This window comes from Pseudomonas sp. FFPRI_1, assembly GCF_055384485.1.
In genome coordinates this window covers 4,075,807-4,096,696 of sequence record NZ_AP029168.1, presented here as the reverse complement: position 1 = coordinate 4,096,696, position 20,890 = coordinate 4,075,807, and the positions used below count along the sequence as shown (strand labels likewise).

Sequence of the window (20,890 nt, the reverse complement as noted above, 5' to 3'; positions counted from 1 at the left end):
GCCTGCTCAGCGCCCGGCACAGCGCAACAGCACGCTCCGGCTGGCCCGCAACTGCTCACTGCACTGCAGCGGCGCCAGCTCGTTACGCTCTGGATCCAGGTCCTTTTCCCGGCGCACCAGATAATACGGACCATGGTCCGGCAGTGCCGTGAGCGCCTCGATGTGCCGGGCCTGACCTGCGCTGTAGAACTCTGCGGAGTACGAACGCCGCCCCCAGTAGTACAGCGTACCGGGCTGGGTGGCCTGGAGTTTTTTCCACGCAGCGACCAGGGGCTGCTGATTGTTCGGGCGCTCGAACAGCGCGCCCTGGAGCGCCGCCAGCACCAGGACCACGGGCAGCAACAGCGAGCTGCCCAGGGCTCCGGCCTGCGCTACCAGGCCCGGCTCGGGCTGACGGGCGTGCAGGGCGCTCGCCAGCAACAGGCTCCAGGCGGGCAGTGCCGGCAGGACGTAGGTCCAGAGAATGTTTCCCGACAGAGTGAAGAAGGCTGGGGTGATTAGCGCCCACAAGGCCAGGAAGCTGTAGTACCGGGGCAGGGCCCGGTAGTGCCGGCGCTGCAGCCACAGGATCGGCAACCACAGGCTCCAGGGGAACAGGGCCAGCAGCAGGTCGAGCCAGATGCTGCCCGGCGGGCGGGCGTGGGCACTGCCATACAGGTCCCCGGCCCAGTCGCTGACCACGTAGCGCTTCCAGTGCTCGCCCACCAGGAAGTAGTCGAGGAAACCCGGCGTGCGCAGTTCCGCCAACCCGTACCAGGGCACGGCCACCAGCAGCATCAGGCCCAGGCCCGACAGCCAGGGCAGGCGCCAGAAGGCCTGCCACTGGCGGTTGAGCAGGGTCCAGAGCCCCGCCTGGGCTCCGACCAGCACCACCACCAACGGCCCTTTGGCCAACAAGCCCAGGCCCAGGCCGAAAAAACCCGCCAGGGCCCAACGCCGGTCGCCATGCATCATTGCTCGCCAAAAGCCGTAGCTGGCCAGCAACAGGGCAAACCCCAGGGCCGGGTCAGTCAGCACCACACCGGCACCCAGCAGGCCCAGGGTAGTGCTGGAAAAGATAATCGCCGCATATAAACCGCTGCGCAGGTCACGCTCCTCGCGGGCAAACCGCAGGATCAACAGGCAACTGCCCAGATGAAACAACCAGGCCGGGAAACGCGCCGCGAACTCGTTGACCCCCAGCAACTGCATGCTCAGCGCCTGGCTCCAGAACGCCAGTGGCGGCTTGCCCCAGAACGGCACGCCGTAATCGAACATGGGGGTCACCCAGTCATCGAGCTCGAGCATCTTGCGGGCCATTTCTGCATAACGGGCCTCGGAGGTGTCCATCAGCGGATACAGCCCGAGGCTGAGCAGGCGCAAGCCGAGAATGGCCCACAGCAGCCACCACAACGAACCAATGGAAAGTCGCTTCATCAGTTTTTCTCTTCCTTGCCCAGTCGTGGCGTCGTGGGCGCCGCCAGGCGCTTGGCCAAGCCACCGAAGGTGCTGCTGAGCAGGTACACCGGCCGGCGCTTGACCTCGCTCAGGGTGGCCCCGATGTATTCGCCCACCAGGGCCACACCCAGGGACAGCATGGCGCCGACGCCGAGGATGAAGTCATGAATGTTCAGGCTGCCGGTGCCGATCTGCCGAGCGATATAGATCAGGGTCAGCAAAAAGATCCCGGCGCTGAGCAGGCTGAACCAGCGCAAGGGCTTGCGGGAAAAGGCCACGATGCCCTCGATCGCCAGGTCCACCAGGGCCAGTGGCCCCCACTTGGACTGGCCGGCACTGCGCGCCGCACGGTCATACGGCAGCTCCACGGTCTTGAACCCCAGCCAGTTGACCATGCCCTTCATGAACCGCGCCCGCTCGGGCATGGCCCGCAGCGCCCGCAGCGGTGCGGGACCGATCAGGCGGAAGTCGCTGACGTCCTGGGGGACCGCGTACTTGTCCACCAGGACCCGCAGCAGGCGGTAATAGAGCATGGCGCTGATGCGTTTGCCGGCGGTATCGCTGCGTCGGTCGCTGCGCTGCATGTTGACGATGTCGCAACCGGCCAGCCAGTGTTCGACCATCTGCGGGATCAGTTCGGGAGGGTCTTGCAGGTCGGCGTCGATAAACAGGATCGCCTCGCCACAGGCGTGGTCGATACCGGCCGCCATGGCCGACTCCTTGCCGAAGTTGCGCGAGAGATTAAGGCAGCGCACTTCGGGCGATTGGCAAAAGCCGTCGAATAGCGCCAGGCTGCCGTCGCTACTGCCATCGTTCACATAAAGTACTTCATGGCGAATCGATAGTTGGTTGATTGCCGTCATCAACCGGGCATGGAACTGCGGCAATACATGGGCCTCGTTATAACAGCAGATCACCACGCTCAAGAAGCGGGTCCCGGGAACAGTGAATTCTTCAGTTGGGTTCATGTTTGAACGTCCAGGCGCGGTGGGTCCAGTAAGTCATCAGCGTCAGGCTGGCGCTGCAGAACAATTGCAATTGAAGGGGCGACTGTGGCCAGTGATCCAGTAACAACAGCATCATCGCGGCATTGCCGAGGTTGTAGCCCAGGGCCGTAATGGCAAACCGCATCAACTGCCCGTTGCCGCTGGCCGACTGGTTCTGGGCAAAGGTCCAGCGGCGATTGCCCAGGTAGCTGAGCAGGGTCCCGGCCAGGGCGCCGGCGAGGCTGGCAGGCAGAGGCCCGGTAAGGCCGATCAACAGCAGGAAGACGCCATAGTGACTGGCAGTGGCAAAACCACCCACCAGCAGATAACGCGGGAGTTGGATGACATGTTGTCGTTGAACTTTGTTGGAGAGGCGCAGCATTAAACACTCCTGCCTTGGCAGATTGTATTGTCCGAGTTTGAAGTGGCGAGAATCCTTGAATCAAAGATGTCATTTGCCGAGGCAGGATTTGTGAAAAATATGTTGGTCGCTGCGATTAAATGTTTCAAGATTTATAGTTTCAATATTGTTATCTTTTTATCCGGAAATTTGTCCTGGGTATTTAATCAAGTTGCAACTCGTTAGTTGTCAGTTAAATGACGGCGTCGTTATCCAGTTGTTATCCACGCTATTCATTGTTGTGGGTCCGCAGCGCTCATTCTGTTCATTGCCACTTCAATGGCGCGGCTGGTGAACGTCGCCGCTACAATGGCGCTCGACTTTCCAATGACGAGGCACCATGGACATCGAACTGGCCCGTACCTTCCTTGAAATCGTCCGCAGCGGCAGCCTGGTGGCTGCGGCCGAGCGCCTGCACCTGACCCAGACCGCCATCAGCGCCCGGGTGCAGAACCTGGAGAGCCAGCTCAACTGCAAGTTGCTCGTGCGCAACCGCGCTGGCGCCCGGCCCACTGCCGATGGCGAGGCTTTCATCACCTACGCTAACCAGCTGGTGCAAACCTGGGAAGCGGCCCAGCGCGATCTGCCTCTGCTGGCGGGCTACCGCAATGTGTTGCACATCGGCGGCGAACTGAGCCTGTGCAATCCGTTGATGCTCAACTGGGTGCGGCGCCTGCGCCAGGCCTTGCCCAACCATGCGCTGCGTACCCAGATCGGCGACGGCGCGAGCCTGCAGCGCCAGCTCGAACTTGGCGTGCTGGACGCCGCACTGGTGTTCCAGCCGCTGTACTCGCCCGGGCTGCAAGTGGAGCAACTGCTCGAGGAAAAACTGATCCTGGTGCGTCTGGCCGGCCGCCCCGAGCCCTATGTGTACATCGACTGGGGCGAAGGCTTTCGGCGCCAGCACGACGCGGCACTTCCTGAACAGGCCAGGGCAGCGGTGGGCTTCAACCTCGGACCGCTGGCCCTGCAGTTCATTCTCGAGGCCGGCGGCAGCGGCTATTTCCGCACCCGGGTGGTACAGAGCTACCTGGACAGCGGCGTGCTGGAACGGGTGGAAAAAGCCCCGGAGTTCAGCTTTCCCACCTACCTGCTGTATGCCCGCGAGCGGGATTCACAACAGTTGCAGCAGGCCTTTGCAGTCCTGCGCGAAGTGATCGAGCACGACAATGACTGGTCCCAGCGCTGGTCGCCGATGGTCTGAGCAGCCGGCTGCTCGACGCTGAGCAACGGCGCCAGCGCCAGTACCGGTTGAACCATGAGCGTCCTGGGTGGTTTTCAAGCGACTCTGGCTGCGCCTGGCTCAGGTGCGCGAGGACAGCACCTGGCCGATGCTGCGGCGTCGGGCATGGACCTCGCTGGCGTGGATCAGTTGTTCCAGGTCTTCGGGGGTGACATCGAAGAACTCTTCCATCTCCGCCAGGGCCAGCTTCAGGTCCTGGGCGGTGATTGCCAGGCTGTCACCGGATGCCTGGGAGGAGGCCAGCACGGCGGGGAGGTCGCCGGGGCCCTTGGGGTAGCGAATTCGCGTCAGGTTGTTGTAGGCCAGGGCAGACAGCAGCAGGCTGGCGGCCGCCAGCATCACCGGCCCCAGCTCGCGCCATTCCAGGCTCATGGTGGCCGGGTCCGCCAGCACCAGGGTCAGGGCCAGGGCCCCGGCCGGTGGGTGCAGGCAACGCAGCCAGCACATCAGCACCAGAGCCATGCCGGCAGCCAGGCAGGCGCTGCCCAGGGTTCGTCCCAGCAGTTGGGCCACCAGCAGCGCGACCACGGCGGCGCACAGGTAGCCGCCGAGGATCGACCAAGGCTGTGCCAAGGCCCCAGAGGACACCGCGAACAGCAGCACCGCTGAAGCCCCCAGGGGGCCGATCAGGTGCACCGCTACCGGCATGCTGAACACCTGGGCGCAGAACCAGACACTGAACAGGGTGCCCAGGGCCATGCCGATGGCGGCGCGACTCCATTCCAGGGGGCGGGTATTGATGGCGGCGGGTTTCCAGCGGGCAAACATCGGCAGCAACGATCCATTTCCAGAGAGCGGGCAAAAAGAAGGGCTTGTCTGGATCACCAGAAAGCCCTTGAACGTTCCAACATTTGGGGGAGGAACCGGCACAGTGTGCCGAGGAACCAAACACCTGACAAATTCATAATAATGCTGCTTAAATGCATTATTTTTGGATCCTGTGCTGAGCCCGGCTTGCGCTTCGGTAGCACTGGCAGCCCTCAAGGGCCCTCAGGCCGGCGAGGACGTGGAGCATGTTCTGGTGCACTGTGGGTCAGCAGGTCGCCACAGATGATAGGGCTCAGGGCGCCGGTTCTGCGCGCCGTAGCAGCTGCCGCGCAGCGCTTCGCCGGCCAGGGTGCCGGTGAAGAGGAATTGCGCCGGGTAGATGATCATCTCGCCAAGGGTCAACAGCCCCATCGCCAGGCACCGGCCCAGCAGGCTCTCGGCCAGGCTGACGCTGATCGGACCGGGCATGAACAGGCCGCTGCCGGCAAGGATTCAGTGGCGCAGGTGCTCGCGTTTTAGCAGGCGCCCGATCGGGTGCTGCAGCATCACCCACAGGGCATTGCCGGCCAGCAGGGCGGCCAGGGTGTCCAGGGCTTGCCGCCGGGCCTGGCTGACCATCAGCTGCTGCGACAGCTACAGGGTGAAGCGCCCCTACAGACTCAGGCGCATGGCGCAGCGCCGCTGCACGGGTAAACCATGGCGCGCTTCATCGGCCAGGACCCGGCGCAGGCGCGAGTCCAGTTGTGATTCTTCCAGGGTGACAAAGCCCTGGCGCTGATAGAACGGCTCGTTCCATGGCAGCTCACGGAAGGTGCTCAGGGTCAGGGCCTGCAGTCGCTGCTGCCGGGCGTATTTGCGTGCCGCTTGCAGCAGGCGCCTGCCGATGCCCCGGCCCTGGTGGTGGCTGGCCACGGAAATTTCCCAGACATGCAGTTCGCGATCACAGACCTGGGCGTTGAGAAAGCCGCAGCGCTGGTTGTCAGCGGTCACTGCGACCCAGACGGGGTGGCGCTGGATGTTGTCCTGATGGCTGGCGGCGTCCGCCACTTCGGCCTCGGCCAGCCAGGCCAGTTCCGGGTCCAGGCGGAACAGCTCGGCAGCCGAGGTTTCAATTGCGGGAAGAAAGGCCGCATCGGGCTCCTGCGCCCGACGAATCTGAATGGTCATGGGCGCGAGTGTAAGGAGCGGGCGGGGGGCCGCGCAACGGTTTCAGGGTTGCGCAGCGCTGGTCTTGGGCAGGTGCAGGAGGATGAAGTCGTTCTTGTCGAAACGCCCGCTGAGTACCGGGGCCAGCTGTGCCAGGGGCGTGCCCTGCAGGCTCGGCAGGTCGCTCTGGTCGAGGATCACCCAGGCCGGCCCCGGGACCTGGGCCAGGGCTGCCGGCTGGTCGGTGAACTGCGGTTGCAGGTCGCGGTCCAGGTTGACCATGAACTTGATCGCCTTGGCATCCTTGCCCATGCGGTGCAGGACCACCGGCGCCGGGTCCGCTTCGATCAATTGCATGGCCGCGTGGCTGAATGCCCGAGTGTCATAGAGCTGGTGCTCCACCGGCTCGAACACCCCGATGTAACAGGCCCAGACCGCCGCCACCGCACTGTAGGCCAGGCCCACGGCGCGCCACTGGCGTTTGCACAGCAGCCCCAGGGACAGCAGTTGCAACAGGCCCAGTATCAGCAGCATTGGGGTGAGGTCGCTCAGGTGCTCGGGAAACCTGCGGCGCAACACCATCAGGCCGATGATCAGCAGCCCTGGCAGCAACAGCCACAAGCCCTGGATCAACCCGCGCAGCCAGCCCATGAGGCGCTCCCGGCCGGCCTGGAACGGATAGGCAGCAATGATTGCCGCCATGGGCAGCATCGGCAGCAGGTAACGGGCCTTTTTCGCCTGGGGAATCGACAGGCCGATCATCACCACCAGGCCGGCGGCAGTGCACAGGCGCAGCAGGTTCAAGGCCGGGCCGGGTTGGCCAGGGCGCTTCAGCAACACCGCGATCCACGTGAGGATCGCCAGCGGGTAGGCCAGGGCGTAATTGCCCAGGGAACTGGTGAAGTAATAGAACACCCCGCTGGAGCCTTCGCTGCCATCCATGCGGCCCATGAACTGCATGCGGATCACATCGTCGACAAAAACCTGGCCGCCGCTGAGTTTGGCCAGCCAGAGCAACAAGGCAACGCAGGCACCCAACAGCAACAGGGCACTGAAACCGACGCTGAACAGCCGCCGCCACTGGCCGGACATCAGGTAGTAGCTGCACAGCATGCCGGTGGGGATCACCAGGCCGATGGGCCCGCGAATGGCAAAACCCAGGAGCAGCAGGAGGAAGATCCAGCCCAGGCGCCGTGGAGCGCCGAAGTGGTCATGGGCATAACCCAGGTAGAACACCGCCAGGGACACCGCGGCGAGCATCTGGTCCAGGGACACGGCGCGGGTTTCGCTGATGAAGGTGTTGCTGAGCAGGAGCAAGGCAATGCTCAACAGCGCCCAGGTCCGGGAATAGGGGGCCAACAGGCGATAGACCAGGCTGACGATCAAGGCCGAGGCGATGGCCGTGGGCAACCAGGCGCTAAGACTGCTGACCTGGCCCGAAGGCAGGGAGAACAGCCAGACCAGCAGGGTCGAGGCGCTGGAATAGTCGGCATAGGGCTGGCCATAGGTGGTGGGGAAGAACCCCGGCCCGTGGCGCAGCATTTCCTTGGCAAACAGCACGAAGCGCGAATCGAAGCCGATCGCCGACTGATGGTCGGCACCGGCGCAGAACAGCAGCAAGGCCAACAGCCCCAGCCCCAACGATTGCCAGAGAAGTGTGTTCGAAGGGGAGCTGGGGGAGGTGTTCATTCAGGCCTCGGGAGTCCACTGCTGGTGAGGAATCGGCAGGTTGCGCGATTCACCGCGACCGATCGGGAAGTAGGTGAAGCCATTGCGCGCCAGGCGTTCGGCGTCGTACAGGTTGCGCCCGTCGAAGATCACCGGGGATTTCAGGCGCTGCTCGATCAAGTCGAAATCCGGCGCCTTGAACTGCTGCCACTCGGTGCAGATGATCAGTGCGTCGGCACCCACCAGCACTGATTCCGGAGTGCCCATGAGCATCAGCTTCGATTCGTCCGGGTAGAGCTTTTGGGTTTCCTGCATGGCTTCCGGGTCGAAGGCACGGACTTCGGCCCCGGCGGCGAACAAGGCATCGAGCAGCACCCGGCTCGGCGCATCACGCATGTCGTCGGTGTTGGGCTTGAACGCCAGGCCCCAGACGGCGAAGGTCTTGCCCGCCAGGTCGCCCTTGTAGAAGGCGTTGATGCGCTCGAACAGCTTGTGTTTCTGCCGTTCGTTGATGGCTTCCACCGCTTGCAAAAGGTCGCTCGAGCAGTGGGCTTCCTGGGCACTGTGGATCAGGGCGCGCATGTCCTTGGGAAAGCACGAGCCGCCGTAGCCGCAGCCCGGGTAGATGAAGTGATAGCCGATGCGTGAGTCGGCACCGATGCCCAGGCGCACCGATTCGATGTCCGCGCCCAGGTGCTCGGCCAGCTCGGCGATCTGGTTGATGAAGCTGATCTTGGTGGCCAGCATGCAGTTGGCCGCGTATTTGGTCAGCTCGGCGCTGCGCAGGTCCATGAACATGATGCGGTCGTGGTTGCGGTTGAATGGCGCATACAGGTCGCGCATCACCTCACGCACTTCCTCGCGCTCGCAGCCGATGATGATCCGGTCCGGACGGCGGCAGTCGCTGACGGCCGAGCCTTCCTTGAGGAATTCCGGGTTGGAGACGATATCGAATTGCAGCGCACGGCCGTCGAGGGCCTTTTCGATGTGCGCCTTCAAGGTATCGCCAGTGCCCACCGGTACGGTGGATTTTTCCACCAGGATCGCCGGCTGCTCGCGGTGGCGGGCCACCGCATCGCCCACCGACAGCACGTAGCGCAGGTCCGCCGAGCCGTCTTCGCTGGACGGCGTGCCGACGGCGATGAACAGCACCTGGCCGTGCTGCACCGCGAGTTTTTCATCGCTGGTGAAGTGCAGGCGCTTGGCCTCGAGGTTTTCCTTCACCAGGCTCGCGAGCCCGGGCTCGAAGATGCTCACATGCCCCTGTTGCAGCTGTTTGACCTTTTGCTCATCGATGTCCATGCAGATGACATCGTGGCCGACTTCAGCCAATACGGCGGCTTGTACAAGGCCGACGTAACCACTTCCAAATACGCTGATTTTCATGGGGTATTCCTGGGACTTGTCGCGGGTGCAGGTCGAGAGTTGATGGTAATGACCCCGAGGATGACCAAGGCCACCCCGAGGGTTTTGGAAAGCGTGAACGGTTCGTTGAACAGCGGCAGGCCGGCGGCCAGCAGGTAGACCAGGGCGTAGCTGATGCTCAGCAACGAATAGGCCCGTCCCAGCGGCAGGTCGCGCAGGGCCAGCAGCCAGCAGAGCATCGACAGCGCATAGGCGCCGATGGCCGCGATGACCACCGCCAGGGCCGCGAGATCGACGCTGCCGGCACTCAGCGCCGCCAGCCACTGATCCGGGGCGGGCAGGCGGGTCATGCTCCAGCGCATGCCCAGCTGGGCGCCGCTGACCAGGGCCACGCTGCCCAGGGCGAAGGCGAATCCCTTGGCCCGGCTCATGCGTGGCGACTCAACAGCAGCACACCGCCAATCACCAGGGCCACGCCGAACCAATGGCGACGGTCGATGGGCTCGTCGAAGACGAAGCGGGCAATCAGGGTAATCAACACGAAATTCAGGCTGAGCATCGGGTAGGCCACGCCCACCTCCATGCGTTGCAGCACCAGCAGCCACACCAGCAGGCCCAGGCCGAGGCTGAACAGGGCCAGCCACAGCCAGCCCGAGCGCAGCTTGTGCAGCAGGCTCGACGGCTGGTCGCGCCAGCTTTCCACGGCGAACTTCTGCGCCACCTGGCCGAGGCAGGTCAGCCCGCAGGCCAGGAGTAGAAGCACCAGGCTCATGGCTGGCTCTGGGGAATGATGAAGATCACGATATTGCCTTGCTCGTAGCGCTTGGCGTCCTTGGGCAGCAGTTCGACTTCGTGGATCTCGTCACTGCTCTTGACCCGCATCACCACGCCGATGGAACCCTGCTTGCGGGCTTCGGCGATCCACGGCTGGACCTGGTTGAGGTCGACCTTGCGCTGGATCGAGTCTGAATAGGCCAGGCCGTATTTCACCTCGCCGGAGGTGTTGTACAGGGTCACGTCTGGACGCCGCAGGCGCCAGGCCAGGGCCGAAGCCGCGCCCAGGTCATTGCTCAGCAACGCCTTGGCCTGCCCCAGTTCGGCCACGTGATCGATGATGAACTGGTCGGGAATCTTGTTGTAGACCACCGAGTTGGGCAACGCCGCCGGGGCCAGGGCCACCAGCAGGAAACTGCCCAGGGCCGGTGCGGCCCACAGGGTCAGGGGGCGCATGGCCTGCAGCAGGTTGCTGAGGATCCAGCCCAGTAGCAGCACGTACACCAGCACCAGGTGCTGCGGCTCGTTGACGAACACCGGCTTCTTCATCTGGAAGTACACCAGGGCCAGCAGGGCCAGCACCCCGACCAGCAGATTGAGCAGCCCGTTGAGGCTGACGATCCGGGTCTTGCCGGCGGCCAGGCGGTCGATCAGGGCGCTGCCCATCAACAGCGCCAGGGGCAGCAGGCACGGCAGGATATAGGCCGGCAGCTTGCCCTTGCTCAGGCTGAAGAAGGCCAGGGGCAGGACCAGGCACAGCAGCAGAAAACCGCTAGCGGGAGTGCGTCGGTCCTGCCAGGCCTGCTTGAGGCCGACCGGCAGCAACAGCACCCAGGGCACGCAGAACCCCACCAGCAGCGGCAGGTAGTACCACCAGGGCGAAGCGTGCTGGGCATCGTCACCGGCGAAGCGGCGGATGTGTTCGTGCCAGAAGAAGAACCGCCAGTAATCCGGTTCCTGGGCATGCACCGCCAGGGCCCAGGGCAGGCTGATGAGCACCGCCACCAGCACACCGATGCCGCCGTACACCAGCAGCGCACGCAAGCGCTTCTGCCAGATCGCATAGGGCAGGGCCACCAGTACCGGCAGCAGCCAGGCAAGGAAACCCTTGGTCATGAAGCCCATGCCGCAGGCCAGGCCCAGCACCACCCAGGCCATCAACTGGCCGCGCCGGGTCTGGCAGTCGAAGGTGAACCACAGCGCCACCAGGCTCAGGTTGACCCAGAAGGTGAACTGCGGATCGAGGTTGGCGTAGCCGGCCAGCAGCGCGACCACGGTGAAGCTCATGTAGAGCAGGGCACAGGCCAGGCTCTTGCGTGGATCGTTCCACAGGCGCCGGGCCAGCAGGTACACCAGGATCACGCTGAGGCCGGTGCTCAGGGCCGAGGCCACGCGCACGCCGAACAGGTTGTCGCCAAACAGCGCCTGCCCGATGGCCATCATCCAGTAGCCGGCGACGGGTTTCTCGAAATAGCGGATGCCCATGAAATGCGGCGACGCCCAGTGGCCGCTCAGGAGCATTTCCTGGCTGATCTGCGCGTAGCGGGTTTCATCGGGAATCCACAGGCCGTGGGTGGCCATGGGCAACAGGTAGAACAGACCGAAAGCGATCAGCAACAGCGGCAGGGCCCAACGTCTGGTCATGCGCCTTGCACTCCCAGCCAGCCTTCGCGGCCTTCCAGGGCGCCGCGCACCACCTGGCCAACGGGCAGGCTGGCAGGGTTGGCCGGGAGCAGGTCCCCCAGGGGCTGGAAGTGGATGTCGCGCTGCTTGGCACTGGCCAGCAGCTGGCGGAAATCATTGGCCATGAGAATCCCTTCTACTTCGGCATGCACCGTATAGACGTTGAGTTTGTCCGGGCTGAACCGGTCAAGGATGAAGCGGTTGAAATCATTGGCGGCCACCACCGGCCCGACCACTTCGTCGAAGGTCGGCAGGTCCACCGGAATCTGTGGTGCGCCCAGGCTGCCGTCCGCCAGGCGCGGCTGGAACAGGCTCTGGCCGCGGCAATCGCTGTTGTAGCGAAAGCCGAATTGTTGCTTGGCCTCGATGACGCGTTCATCGGCGCGCCAACCGGCGGACGCCGAGCAGCTCACCGCTTGCCCGAGAATATCGTTGAGGCAGTCGACGCCCAGGCGGATCTGTTCGATCAGTTGTGCCTGGCTCCAACGCCCGGTATTGGCCTGCCAGCCGTGGTGATCCCAGGCGTGCAGGCCGACTTCATGGCCGGCGGCCAGGGTCTGGCGCATCAAGTGCCCCAGGTCCCGGCCTATGGGTTTGCCCGGCCAGGCAGTGCCGGCCAGGAGAATGTCCCAGCCGTACAGGCCCGCGGCATTGGACCGCAGCATTTTCCAGAGGAACTGCGGACGGATCAGGCGCCACAGGTGGCGCCCCATGTTGTCCGGCCCGACGCTGAAGAAGAAGGTCGCCTTGACCCCGGCCTCATCCAGCGTTTCGAGCAGCCGTGGCACCCCCTCCCGGGTGCCGCGGTAGGTATCGACATCAATGCGCAGACCTGCCTGCATCAGCGTGCTTCTTTCTTGGCGCGATCGGCGATTTCCAGCATGGCTTCACGCAGGAAGAAGTCCAGGGTATTACCGATGGTTTCGCTCATTTCCACGGTCGGCTCCCAGTTCAGCAGGCGCTTGGCGTTGTCGATGCTTGGCTTGCGGTGTTCCACGTCCTGGTAGCCGGCGCCGTAGAAAGCCTTGCTTTCGACGTCGCGGAAACCGGCGAACGGCGGGAAGTTGCTGCGCAGCGGGTGGGCTTCGAACTGACGCAGCAGCTCTTCGCCCAGCTGGCGGATGCTGGCTTCGTTGTCCGGGTTGCCGATGTTGACGATCTGGCCGTTGCAGCAGTCATTGTCGTTGTCGACGATGCGCGCCAGGGCTTCGATGCCGTCGGCGATGTCGGTGAAGCAGCGCTTCTGCTCGCCACCGTCGAACAGACGGATCGGCGTGCCTTCCACCAGGTTGAGGATCAACTGGGTGATGGCCCGGGAGCTGCCGATGCGTGCCGAATCCAGACGGTCCAGGCGCGGGCCCATCCAGTTGAACGGACGGAACAGGGTGAAGTTCAGGCCCTTGGCGCCGTAGGCCCAGATCACCCGGTCCAGCAACTGCTTGGACACCGAGTAGATCCAGCGCTGCTTGTTGATCGGGCCGACGATCAGGTTGGAGGTGTCTTCGTCGAAGTTCTTGTCCTGGCACATGCCATAGACTTCCGAGGTCGACGGGAAGATCACGCGCTTGTTGTACTTGACGCAGTAGCGCACCAGCTTGAGGTTTTCCTCGAAGTCCAGTTCGAACACGCGCAGTGGGTTGCGGGTGTATTCGATCGGGGTGGCGATGGCCACCAGCGGCAGGACCACGTCGCACTTCTTGATGTGGTATTCGATCCACTCGGAGTGAATGCTGATATCGCCTTCGACGAAGTGGAAGTTGGGGTGGCTGCGCAGGCGTTCGATGGCGTCGGAGCCGATGTCCAGGCCGTAGACGTCGTACTTGTCGTCACGCAGCAGGCGCTCGGACAGGTGGTTGCCGATAAAGCCGTTGACGCCGAGGATCAGTACCCGGGTGCGACGTGGCTTACGGCCGGACTCCGCACCGCGCAGGATCGAGCCGTCCACCAGGCCCAGTTCATTGGCCAGTTGCGGGCCGCCCAGGTACAGGCCGTTGGCATTGCGCTGGCCCGAGGTGATGACCAGGGAATCTTCGCCGCAAGCGATGCGCAGCGGGTCGACCCTGATGACCCGGCCCGGGGCCTGGCCTTCATTGCCCTTGGCGACTTCGGCGCTCCAGACGATCAGCTTGTGCTCGCCCACGGCGCAGAAGGCGCCCGGGTACGGCTGGGTGACGGCACGTACCAGGTTGAACAGTTCTTCGGCCGGGCGCTGCCAGTCGATCTTGCCGTCCGCTGCAGTGCGACGACCGAAATAGCTGGCCTTGGATTCGTCCTGGGCGGTCTCGGTGATCTTGCCCTGGGCCAGTGCCGGCAGGGTGTCGCGCAGCAGGCTGGCGGCGGCGTCACGCAGTTTGTGGTGCAGGGTCAGCGCGGTGTCGCTGCGCTCGATGGCGACCCGTTGCTGGGCAATGATGGCGCCGGCGTCGGCGCGCTTGACCATGCGGTGCAGGGTCACGCCGGTTTCGGTTTCGCCCTTGACCAGCACCCAGTTGGCCGGTGCGCGGCCACGGTAGTGCGGCAGCAGCGAGCCGTGCAGGTTGAACGCACCCTTTTTCGCGGTGGCCAGCAGTGGCTCGCTCAGCAGGTTGCGGTAGTAGAAAGAGAACAGGTAGTCGGGGTCGAGCTTGGCGATGCGCTCGATCCACAGCGGATGGTTGGCATCTTCCGGGGCGTGCACGGCAATGCCCTTGCGTGCGCAGAGCTGGGCCACCGAGCCGTAGAAGGTGTTTTCCTTGGGGTCGTCGGCGTGGGTGAACACCGCGGCGATCTCATAACCTGCGTTGAGCAGGGCTTCGATGCCTGCACAGCCGATGTCGTGGTAGGCGAAGACGATAGCTTTATTGCTCATGGCGAAACCTGATCAGTATGGGTGGAAGTTAAACCGTCGACAGTCACAGTCGGGGCCGGAGCCGCCGGTTGGCTGCGCAAGACTTTTTCAATGAAGAAGCGTGGGCGGGCGCGCACGTCGCTGTACATGCGCCCCAGGTATTCACCCAAGAGGCCCATGCCGATGAACTGGCCACCGGTGAACACGAACAGCACCGCGAACAGCACGAAGGTGCCGTCGCCGGCCCAGGTGGCGCCGAAGATCAGCCGCAGGACGATCAGCATCAGGGCGAACACCGCACCGAGGCCGGCCATGCCGAAGCCGATGATGCTCAGCAGCCGCAGGGGCGTGGTGGTCATGCAGGTGATCAGGTCGAACATCAGGTTGATCAGGCGCATCGGGCTGTACTTGGAGTCGCCGTGCTCGCGCTCGGCGTGCTCCACCAGCACCTCGGTGGTGTGCCGGGCAAAGCTGTTGGCCAGGATCGGAATGAAGGTGCTGCGCTCGGTGCAGGCCAGCATCGCGTCGATGATGGTCCGGCGGTAGGCCCGCAGCATGCAGCCGTAGTCGCTCATGGCGACCCCGGTGGAACGCTGCACGGCCAGGTTGATCAGCTTCGACGGCCAGCGGCGAAAGGCCGAGTCCTGGCGGTTGTTGCGCACCGTGCCGACCACGTCGTAGCCCAGCTCGGCCTGGGCCACCAGGCGCGGGATTTCTTCCGGCGGGTTCTGCAGGTCGGCGTCGAGGGTGATCACCACGTCGCCACGGCATTGTTCGAAGCCGGCCATGATCGCCGCGTGCTGGCCGTAGTTGCGGTTGAGGATTACCGCCACCACTGGGCTGTTTTCGCGCTCGGCGGCTTCCTGCAGGATGTTCGCCGACTCGTCGCGGCTGCCGTCGTCCACCAGGACGATCTCGAAATCATGCTTGAGCAGGCGGCAGGCCGCTTCGGTGCGCCGCAACAGCTCGGGGAGGCTCTGTTCTTCGTTGTAGACCGGAATGACGATCGACACGAACTGAATCGGATAAGGTTTCAAAGGCTTCAGTCCAGGAGGTTGGTAATGGCACCGGAGACCCGCTCGACGTCGTCGAGGGACATGTCCGGGAACAGTGGAATCGAGCATAGCCGCGCCGAGTTCCACTCGGTATGAGGCAGATGCACTTCAGGGAAGCGCTGTCGGTAATAGGTATGCAGGTGGGTCGCAATGAAGTGGATGCCGGTGCCGATGTTCTGTTCCTGCAGGCCCTTCATGAAGGCATCGCGGTCCAGGCCGCAGCGTTCGGCGTCGATGCGCAGGATGAACAGGTGCCAGGCATGCTGCTGCGGGTACCGGGGTTGAAGCAGGGGTTGCACCGGCAAGCCTTCGAGGCGCTGCAGGTAGGCCTGGGCCAGCACTTCGCGCTTGGCGTTGATTTCATCCAGCCGCTGCAACTGCACCAGGGCAATGGCCGCGTTCATGTCCGCCAGGTTGTACTTGAAGCCGGGCTCGATCACCTGGGCCTGGGGTTTGCGGCCATGGGTCAGGCGGTCGTAGGCGTCCACCCCCAGGCCATGGAACTTGAGCATGCGCACCCGGTTGGCCAGGGCCTCGTCATCGCTGACGAACATCGCGCCTTCGGCGCAGGTCATGTTCTTGATCGCGTGGAAGGAGAAGATCGCCGTGCCTTGGGCGCCAATGGCACGCCCACGGTAGGTGGTGCCTGCGGCGTGGGCCGCGTCCTCGATCACCGCGATGCCATGCTGTGCTGCCAGGGCGTAGAGCGGGTCGAGGTCGAAGGCGGCACCGGCGTAGTGCACCGGAATGATCGCCTTGGTCCGCGGGGTGATGGCGGCCTCGATGGTCGCCGCATCGCTCATCAGGGTGTCGGGGTCGATGTCGACGAACACCGGGGTGGCCCCCAGCAGGCAGATCATGTTGGCCGTGGAGACCCAGGTCTGCGAGGGGGTGATGACTTCGTCGCCAGGGCCGATGCCCAGGGCCAGCAGGGTGATGTGCATGGCGCCGGTGGCCGAGGACAGCGCCACGGCATGCCGGGCACCGACACGTTCGGCGAACTGCTGTTCCAGTTCCTGGTTTTTCGGGCCGGTGGTGATCCAGCCGGAGCGCAGAACCTGCTCCACTGCAGCGATCTCTTCTTCGCCAATACTCGGGCGCGAGAAAGGAAGGAAAGCCTGGTTCATGGTTACCTCGGGTTTACACAATGCTAATTGCCGGAATACGGGGTGGTGCGGGTGAACAGACAGTTCATGGAAAGCGGGGAGGTCTTGCAGTCATCAAGGCGCATCCAGTTATTGAGCCAACAGGGCATTCCATGCAGCGAATCAGTAAAGACTAGGTTTATTAAAAGTAAAGGTGGATCAAGGTGTTATCTTTGCAACCTGAGAAAAAACTGCACTCGGACGGTTGTCTGTCGGGGGCTGAGATTAAGCCGAAAAATGTGAAACGAATATGAAAAATAAGGTAAAAGTCCGTTTTTCTGCGAGCCAGACAGCTAGTGTTCAGTTTGTTTCCAAAGTTATCGAAGTGCACAGATGCGGCGACTCTTGTAACCAGTTTTCAATGGCGATTGAAGGGGCCACCGAAAGTATTTTTCTTACCTCGCAAAGGTGCTACCCGGTGCAACCTTGCCCAGTGCAGAACCCATGAATCCGTCGGGCCATGACCGCGTCGCCAGCCTGGGCGCGCCCAACCCGTTGAGCCTGTACCTGAAGCGGCTGGCCCCCTCCAGCCAGTCGACCCTGCGCTACGTGCTGCAGGACACCGCCGACCGCCTGGGCTATGCCGAACAGAACCTCGAAGAGATTCCCTGGCACCTGTTGCAGCCCGAGCATGTCACGGCCCTGGTGGCCACCCTGCGCGCAGACGGTTACGCGCCCAATACCTCATCGCTGTACGTCAACGCCTTGCGCGGGGTGATGAACGAGGCCTGGCGCGCCAGCCTGATCAGCCAGGACCACCTGTTGAAGATGCGTTCGGTCAAGGCCATCAGCGGCACACGCCTGGCCCGTGGGCGCAACCTCAAGCGTGGTCTGATCCATGAACTGATGGCCAGGTGCGCCGCCGACCCGCGCCCCCAGGGCGTACGCGATGCAGCGCTGATTGCGGTGCTCTATGGCTCGGGCATGCGCAAGTCCGAGTCGGTGAACCTGGACCTGGCCCAGGTGGACTTCAACGAGCGCAGCCTGCAGGTGCTGGCCAAGGGCAATCGCCAGTTGATCAAGTACGCGCCCACCTGGGCCTTCGACAAATTGCAGGCCTGGCTGGAGCTGCGTCGCTCGCACCTGCCCGCAGGCCAGGAAGACGACCCGTTCCTGTTCAACCGGATCCGCCGGGGCGGCCACATCACCCGCGAGCGCATTACCAAGCACGCCATCTACTACATTGCCCGGCGACGCGGGGCCGAGGTCGGCGTGCGGATCATGCCTCACGATTTCCGTCGTTCGTTCATTACCCGGGTGATCGAGGAGCACGACCTGTCGATCGCCCAGAAACTGGCGCACCACAGCAACATCCAGACCACCGCCAGTTACGACCTGCGCGATGACAACGAGCGCCGCCGAGCCGTCGACCGTTTCGACCTGTGACCGCCTCAGGGGGCTGACAGGGTGGGGGACAATTGTCCTGCGAGGTCCCAGGCTTCGAGCATTTTCGCGTACTCGAAGGCATGGCTCGGGTCGCTCTGCAGCCAGTCTTCGAAGGCCCGCCGCTCCTCGACGGTGCAATCGGCTTCCCGCAGGCGCAGGCACCAGTGCGCGGCCTGCATCATCAAGTATTCGTCTGCTTCGCTGGCAGGATTCGTCATCGATCAATCCTTGTTCAAGGTAACGCCGGGGGCGCCTGCGGGCCGCGGATGCTGCGTCAGTATCGGACTGAATGCGCCACCGGCCAAGGTCTCAGGTCAACGAGGACGCTGATGCCCCCGGCGCCGCCCCCAGGACATGGGCATGGCCCCGGGTCGAGATCCATACCCGGCTGCCGACCTTCGGGGCATACAACCCGGAACTGCGTACCGGTAGCCGGTGTTGGCTGCCATCGACGGCGGCGACGCTGATGCTCAGGGTGCAGGTGTTGCCGGCAAAATCACAGTCGCTGACCACCCCTGCGCAGCCGGCGTCGCCCCCGCTAGCCGGGGCATCGGTGCGCAGTTGCAGCTGTTCCGGGCGCAGCATGATCTGTGCCGGTCCCTTGAGCGAGTGATCGCCGATGGGCACCTGACCCAGGTCGCAATGGGCCAGGCCGTTGGCGAGCCGCGCGGGCAGCAGCACGGCGTCGCCGAGAAACACTGCGGTCTGCGCATCCAGGGGGTGGCGATACAGGTCCAGCGGCGCGCCGGCCTGGATCAGCCGCCCCTGGCGCATCACCGCCAACTGGTCGGCGAAGGACAGGGCCTCGGCCTGATCGTGGGTGACCAGCAAGGTGGTGACTCCGGCGTCCGCCAGCAGGCGGGCCACGGTCTTGCGCATCGCGGCCCGCAGGCCGGTGTCCAGGGCGGAAAAAGGCTCGTCCAACAACATCAGCCGCGGGCGCTGGGCCAGCGCCCGGGCCAGGGCCACTCGCTGCTGCTGGCCGCCGGACAGCTCATGGGGCCAGCGCGTTGCCAGGCGGCCATCCAGGGCGACCCTGTCCAGCAACTCGGTGATCCGTGGCTGTTTGTCCGCCTGCTTGCCCGCCAGACCGAAGCCGATATTGTCCGCCACGCTCAAGTGTGGAAACAGCGCGCCGTCCTGGGGGACATAGCCGATCAGGCGTTGATGGGCCGGCACCGCTCCCTGTCCATCCACCAGTACCTGGCCGTTGAGGGTGATGCGTCCGCTGTCGGGAAACTCGAACCCGGCGATCATCCGCAGCAAGGTGGTCTTGCCTGAGCCGGAGGGGCCGACAATCGCCGTACGGCTGCCGGCCGGGACACTGAGACTGATATCGGACAAGGCGCTGAAGCCGCCAAAGGATTTGTGCAATGCCTGTAGTTCAAGGGTATTCATCGGCCCGCCGTCACTCTGGATTGGTGGTAGAGAAGGCCGGTCAACGGCAGTGAGAGCAGGATCATCAGCAGGGCATAGGGCGCTGCCGCGGCGTAGTCGATTTCACTGGTCATGGCCCAGAAGCCGGTGGCCAGGGTGCGAGTGCCGTTGGGGGCCAGGAGCAGGGTGGCGGTCAGCTCATTGCTGATGGCCAGAAACACCAGGGCCGCGCCGGCGGCCGCTCCCGGCGCGGCCAGGCGCAGGGTGACGCGCCACAGCGCCTGCAGCGGTGAGCGGCCAAGGCTGCGGGCGATGTTTTCCAGTTCCACCGGGGCCTGGGCGATACCTGCCCGCAAGCTGACCAGGGCCCGGGGCAGGAACATCAAGGCATAGGCCAGAAACAAGCTGATGCTGGTTTGATAGATGGGGCGAGCCAGCTTCACCGTGAGGGTCACCAGGGCCAGTGCGACCACGATGCCCGGCAGGGAACTGGCGATGTAGTTGCAGCTTTCCAGCAGGCGCAGCAAGGGCCCGGACATTCGGATCGACAGCCAGGCCACGGGCACCGCGGCGCAGGTGGTCAGCAGTGCCCCGAGCGCAGCCAGTTCCAGGGTCTGGCGCAGGCTGGGCAGCAACTCCGGTGCTTGCCAGGGGGCAATGCCCGCGGCCAGTAGCCAGTGGCCCAGGGTCAGCAGTGGCACCCCCAGCGCCAGGGTCGTGGTGAGCAACGGCAACAGCCATGCGCCGTAGCGGGCAGCGCCACGCAAGGCCTGCAGCCGTTGCGCTCGCGGGCTGCCGGAGCCAACCCGGGCATAGCGCGCCCGGCCCCGGCTGGCGGACTCGGCCCACAACAGCAGCAGGCAGCAGAGCACCAGGACACCCGCCAGCATGTTCGCCGCCGCACCGTTGTAGGTGGACTGGAACTGATCGTAGATGGCGGTGGTGAAGGTATCGAAGCGAATCATTGCGTACAGGCCGTACTCGGCCAGCAGGTGCAGGCCCACCAGGAGCGCGCCGCCGGCGATGGCCAGGCGCAACTGCGGCAGCACCACCCGCAGCAACAGCTGCCAGGGCTTGAGCCCGAGGGATTCGGCGACATCCTCGAGGGCCGGGTCGAGCCGGCGCAGCGAGGCGGCGACGGGCAGATAGACAAAGGGGAAATAGGCGATCACCGACACCAGCACCGCGGCGGGCAGGCCGTGCAGGGCAGGCACCAGGCTGACCCAGGCGTAGCTGTGGACGAACGCCGGCACCGCCATGGGTGCCACCGCCAGCAGGGACCAGGTTCGCCGCCCGGGCAGGTCGCTGCGCTCGGTGAGCCAGGCCAGGGCCACGCCCAGGAGCACACACAGCGGCAGGGTCAGAACCAGCAGCAACAAGGTATTGCCCAGCAGCTCGGCGACCCGTGGCCGGAACACCAGCTGGACGATGGTCGCCCAGCCGGTCTGGATCGACACGCCGACGACAAACCCCAGGGGCAGCAAGGCCAGCAGTGACACCAGCAGCGCCGCCCCCAGCAACCAGGAAGCCGATCGGCTGCCCGGAGATCGGCGGCGATAGCCGGGCAGGGGCGTGCAGCTGGTCGGGGCCACGGCAGCCGTGGGTGCCAGGGACAAGTCGTCGGCCATGG

Annotated in this window: 21 protein-coding genes; 2 read left to right on the top strand and 19 right to left on the bottom strand. The window is 64.4% G+C overall.

Features of this window, described 5'->3' with window-relative positions; genetic code table 11:
- Window positions 1-6: 6 nt before the first annotated feature.
- From ACZ5BO_RS18150 to ACZ5BO_RS18140, 3 genes are read right to left on the bottom strand one after another with little or no spacing between them, the layout of a single operon-like run.
- Window positions 7-1,416 (bottom strand): ArnT family glycosyltransferase, encoded by a 1,410-nt coding sequence (locus tag ACZ5BO_RS18150; RefSeq protein WP_464695990.1) that lies wholly within the window; start codon window positions 1,414-1,416, stop codon window positions 7-9.
- Entirely contained in the window at window positions 1,416-2,405 is a 990-nt protein-coding gene (locus tag ACZ5BO_RS18145; protein WP_464695989.1) for a glycosyltransferase family 2 protein, read from the bottom strand. Before ACZ5BO_RS18145 ends, ACZ5BO_RS18150 begins: the two co-directional genes overlap by 1 nt.
- The gene (locus tag ACZ5BO_RS18140; protein ID WP_464695988.1) at window positions 2,392-2,805 is read right to left on the bottom strand and encodes a GtrA family protein; all 414 of its coding nucleotides are present in this window, start codon (window positions 2,803-2,805) and stop codon (window positions 2,392-2,394) included. Before ACZ5BO_RS18140 ends, ACZ5BO_RS18145 begins: the two co-directional genes overlap by 14 nt.
- Before the next feature lie 358 nt (window positions 2,806-3,163).
- On the opposite strand from ACZ5BO_RS18140, the gene ACZ5BO_RS18135 reads away from it, so the two are divergent.
- Window positions 3,164-4,027: a LysR family transcriptional regulator gene (locus ACZ5BO_RS18135; protein WP_464695987.1), complete on the top strand. Its 864-nt coding sequence runs from the start codon at window positions 3,164-3,166 to the stop codon at window positions 4,025-4,027.
- A gap of 99 nt (window positions 4,028-4,126) precedes the next feature.
- Here ACZ5BO_RS18135 and ACZ5BO_RS18130 read toward each other — a convergent pair whose 3' ends face one another.
- From ACZ5BO_RS18130 to arnB, 13 genes are all read right to left on the bottom strand, one after another.
- Complete coding sequence (locus ACZ5BO_RS18130; protein ID WP_025127349.1) at window positions 4,127-4,834, bottom strand: HPP family protein; 708 nt, start codon at window positions 4,832-4,834, stop codon at window positions 4,127-4,129.
- 222 nt (window positions 4,835-5,056) lie between these two features.
- On the bottom strand, window positions 5,057-5,302 hold the full coding sequence (locus ACZ5BO_RS18125) for a hypothetical protein (RefSeq protein WP_464695986.1): 246 nt from the start codon (window positions 5,300-5,302) through the stop codon (window positions 5,057-5,059).
- 24 nt (window positions 5,303-5,326) lie between these two features.
- Window positions 5,327-5,452 (bottom strand): hypothetical protein, encoded by a 126-nt coding sequence (locus ACZ5BO_RS18120; protein WP_464695985.1) that lies wholly within the window; start codon window positions 5,450-5,452, stop codon window positions 5,327-5,329.
- A gap of 33 nt (window positions 5,453-5,485) precedes the next feature.
- A complete protein-coding gene (locus ACZ5BO_RS18115; RefSeq protein ID WP_025127347.1) occupies window positions 5,486-6,001 on the bottom strand; it encodes a GNAT family N-acetyltransferase in 516 nt (171 codons plus the stop codon).
- Window positions 6,002-6,043: 42 nt separating this feature from the next.
- Entirely contained in the window at window positions 6,044-7,669 is a 1,626-nt protein-coding gene (locus ACZ5BO_RS18110) for an ArnT family glycosyltransferase (protein ID WP_464695984.1), read from the bottom strand.
- Entirely contained in the window at window positions 7,670-9,034 is a 1,365-nt protein-coding gene (locus ACZ5BO_RS18105; protein WP_025127345.1) for a UDP-glucose dehydrogenase family protein, read from the bottom strand. It abuts the gene before it with no gap.
- Window positions 9,031-9,444 (bottom strand): 4-amino-4-deoxy-L-arabinose-phosphoundecaprenol flippase subunit ArnF, encoded by a 414-nt coding sequence (gene arnF / locus ACZ5BO_RS18100; protein WP_025127344.1) that lies wholly within the window; start codon window positions 9,442-9,444, stop codon window positions 9,031-9,033. Before arnF ends, ACZ5BO_RS18105 begins: the two co-directional genes overlap by 4 nt.
- Entirely contained in the window at window positions 9,441-9,785 is a 345-nt protein-coding gene (gene arnE / locus ACZ5BO_RS18095; RefSeq protein WP_464695983.1) for a 4-amino-4-deoxy-L-arabinose-phosphoundecaprenol flippase subunit ArnE, read from the bottom strand. The genes arnF and arnE overlap by 4 nt, the downstream gene beginning before the upstream one ends.
- On the bottom strand, window positions 9,782-11,431 hold the full coding sequence (arnT, locus tag ACZ5BO_RS18090; protein WP_464695981.1) for a lipid IV(A) 4-amino-4-deoxy-L-arabinosyltransferase: 1,650 nt from the start codon (window positions 11,429-11,431) through the stop codon (window positions 9,782-9,784). The genes arnE and arnT overlap by 4 nt, the downstream gene beginning before the upstream one ends.
- Window positions 11,428-12,312 carry a 4-deoxy-4-formamido-L-arabinose-phosphoundecaprenol deformylase gene (gene arnD / locus ACZ5BO_RS18085; RefSeq protein WP_464695980.1) on the bottom strand — a complete coding sequence of 295 codons (885 nt, stop codon included), beginning with the start codon at window positions 12,310-12,312 and terminating at the stop codon, window positions 11,428-11,430. Before arnD ends, arnT begins: the two co-directional genes overlap by 4 nt.
- Window positions 12,312-14,318: a bifunctional UDP-4-amino-4-deoxy-L-arabinose formyltransferase/UDP-glucuronic acid oxidase ArnA gene (gene arnA, locus ACZ5BO_RS18080; RefSeq protein ID WP_464695979.1), complete on the bottom strand. Its 2,007-nt coding sequence runs from the start codon at window positions 14,316-14,318 to the stop codon at window positions 12,312-12,314. Before arnA ends, arnD begins: the two co-directional genes overlap by 1 nt.
- A complete protein-coding gene (gene arnC / locus ACZ5BO_RS18075; protein ID WP_025127339.1) occupies window positions 14,315-15,334 on the bottom strand; it encodes an undecaprenyl-phosphate 4-deoxy-4-formamido-L-arabinose transferase in 1,020 nt (339 codons plus the stop codon). The genes arnA and arnC overlap by 4 nt, the downstream gene beginning before the upstream one ends.
- 5 nt (window positions 15,335-15,339) lie before the next feature.
- Entirely contained in the window at window positions 15,340-16,479 is a 1,140-nt protein-coding gene (gene arnB, locus ACZ5BO_RS18070) for a UDP-4-amino-4-deoxy-L-arabinose aminotransferase (protein WP_464695977.1), read from the bottom strand.
- 462 nt (window positions 16,480-16,941) lie between these two features.
- Here arnB and ACZ5BO_RS18065 point away from each other — a divergent pair, with 462 nt between their 5' ends.
- Window positions 16,942-17,883, top strand: coding sequence for a site-specific integrase (locus ACZ5BO_RS18065; RefSeq protein ID WP_464695976.1), 942 nt, complete (start codon window positions 16,942-16,944; stop codon window positions 17,881-17,883).
- A gap of 5 nt (window positions 17,884-17,888) precedes the next feature.
- On the opposite strand, the gene ACZ5BO_RS18060 is transcribed toward ACZ5BO_RS18065, so the two are convergent.
- The 3 genes from ACZ5BO_RS18060 to ACZ5BO_RS18050 form a co-directional block, all read right to left on the bottom strand.
- Window positions 17,889-18,101 carry a FecR/PupR family sigma factor regulator gene (locus ACZ5BO_RS18060; RefSeq protein WP_464695975.1) on the bottom strand — a complete coding sequence of 71 codons (213 nt, stop codon included), beginning with the start codon at window positions 18,099-18,101 and terminating at the stop codon, window positions 17,889-17,891.
- A 91-nt stretch (window positions 18,102-18,192) separates the two neighbouring features.
- Entirely contained in the window at window positions 18,193-19,281 is a 1,089-nt protein-coding gene (locus ACZ5BO_RS18055; RefSeq protein ID WP_464695974.1) for an ABC transporter ATP-binding protein, read from the bottom strand.
- Window positions 19,278-20,888: an ABC transporter permease gene (locus tag ACZ5BO_RS18050; RefSeq protein ID WP_464695972.1), complete on the bottom strand. Its 1,611-nt coding sequence runs from the start codon at window positions 20,886-20,888 to the stop codon at window positions 19,278-19,280. Before ACZ5BO_RS18050 ends, ACZ5BO_RS18055 begins: the two co-directional genes overlap by 4 nt.
- Window positions 20,889-20,890: the final 2 nt, after the last annotated feature.

What these genes read in the sequence shown, in the direction of transcription:
- ACZ5BO_RS18060 (WP_464695975.1), bottom strand. Translation starts at nt 18,101, where the DNA reads ATGACGAATCCTGCCAGCGAAGCAGACGAATACTTGATGATGCAGGCC.
- ACZ5BO_RS18055 (WP_464695974.1), bottom strand. Translation starts at nt 19,281, where the DNA reads ATGAATACCCTTGAACTACAGGCATTGCACAAATCCTTTGGCGGCTTC.
- arnT (WP_464695981.1), bottom strand. Translation starts at nt 11,431, where the DNA reads ATGACCAGACGTTGGGCCCTGCCGCTGTTGCTGATCGCTTTCGGTCTG.
- ACZ5BO_RS18120 (WP_464695985.1), bottom strand. Translation starts at nt 5,452, where the DNA reads ATGGTCAGCCAGGCCCGGCGGCAAGCCCTGGACACCCTGGCCGCCCTG.
- ACZ5BO_RS18140 (WP_464695988.1), bottom strand. Translation starts at nt 2,805, where the DNA reads ATGCTGCGCCTCTCCAACAAAGTTCAACGACAACATGTCATCCAACTC.
- ACZ5BO_RS18150 (WP_464695990.1), bottom strand. Translation starts at nt 1,416, where the DNA reads ATGAAGCGACTTTCCATTGGTTCGTTGTGGTGGCTGCTGTGGGCCATT.
- ACZ5BO_RS18145 (WP_464695989.1), bottom strand. Translation starts at nt 2,405, where the DNA reads ATGAACCCAACTGAAGAATTCACTGTTCCCGGGACCCGCTTCTTGAGC.
- arnE (WP_464695983.1), bottom strand. Translation starts at nt 9,785, where the DNA reads ATGAGCCTGGTGCTTCTACTCCTGGCCTGCGGGCTGACCTGCCTCGGC.
- ACZ5BO_RS18135 (WP_464695987.1), top strand. Translation starts at nt 3,164, where the DNA reads ATGGACATCGAACTGGCCCGTACCTTCCTTGAAATCGTCCGCAGCGGC.
- ACZ5BO_RS18050 (WP_464695972.1), bottom strand. Translation starts at nt 20,888, where the DNA reads ATGGCCGACGACTTGTCCCTGGCACCCACGGCTGCCGTGGCCCCGACC.
- ACZ5BO_RS18115 (WP_025127347.1), bottom strand. Translation starts at nt 6,001, where the DNA reads ATGACCATTCAGATTCGTCGGGCGCAGGAGCCCGATGCGGCCTTTCTT.
- arnF (WP_025127344.1), bottom strand. Translation starts at nt 9,444, where the DNA reads ATGAGCCGGGCCAAGGGATTCGCCTTCGCCCTGGGCAGCGTGGCCCTG.
- arnB (WP_464695977.1), bottom strand. Translation starts at nt 16,479, where the DNA reads ATGAACCAGGCTTTCCTTCCTTTCTCGCGCCCGAGTATTGGCGAAGAA.
- ACZ5BO_RS18130 (WP_025127349.1), bottom strand. Translation starts at nt 4,834, where the DNA reads ATGTTTGCCCGCTGGAAACCCGCCGCCATCAATACCCGCCCCCTGGAA.
- ACZ5BO_RS18110 (WP_464695984.1), bottom strand. Translation starts at nt 7,669, where the DNA reads ATGAACACCTCCCCCAGCTCCCCTTCGAACACACTTCTCTGGCAATCG.
- ACZ5BO_RS18065 (WP_464695976.1), top strand. Translation starts at nt 16,942, where the DNA reads ATGAATCCGTCGGGCCATGACCGCGTCGCCAGCCTGGGCGCGCCCAAC.
- ACZ5BO_RS18125 (WP_464695986.1), bottom strand. Translation starts at nt 5,302, where the DNA reads ATGCCCGGTCCGATCAGCGTCAGCCTGGCCGAGAGCCTGCTGGGCCGG.
- arnD (WP_464695980.1), bottom strand. Translation starts at nt 12,312, where the DNA reads ATGCAGGCAGGTCTGCGCATTGATGTCGATACCTACCGCGGCACCCGG.
- arnA (WP_464695979.1), bottom strand. Translation starts at nt 14,318, where the DNA reads ATGAGCAATAAAGCTATCGTCTTCGCCTACCACGACATCGGCTGTGCA.
- ACZ5BO_RS18105 (WP_025127345.1), bottom strand. Translation starts at nt 9,034, where the DNA reads ATGAAAATCAGCGTATTTGGAAGTGGTTACGTCGGCCTTGTACAAGCC.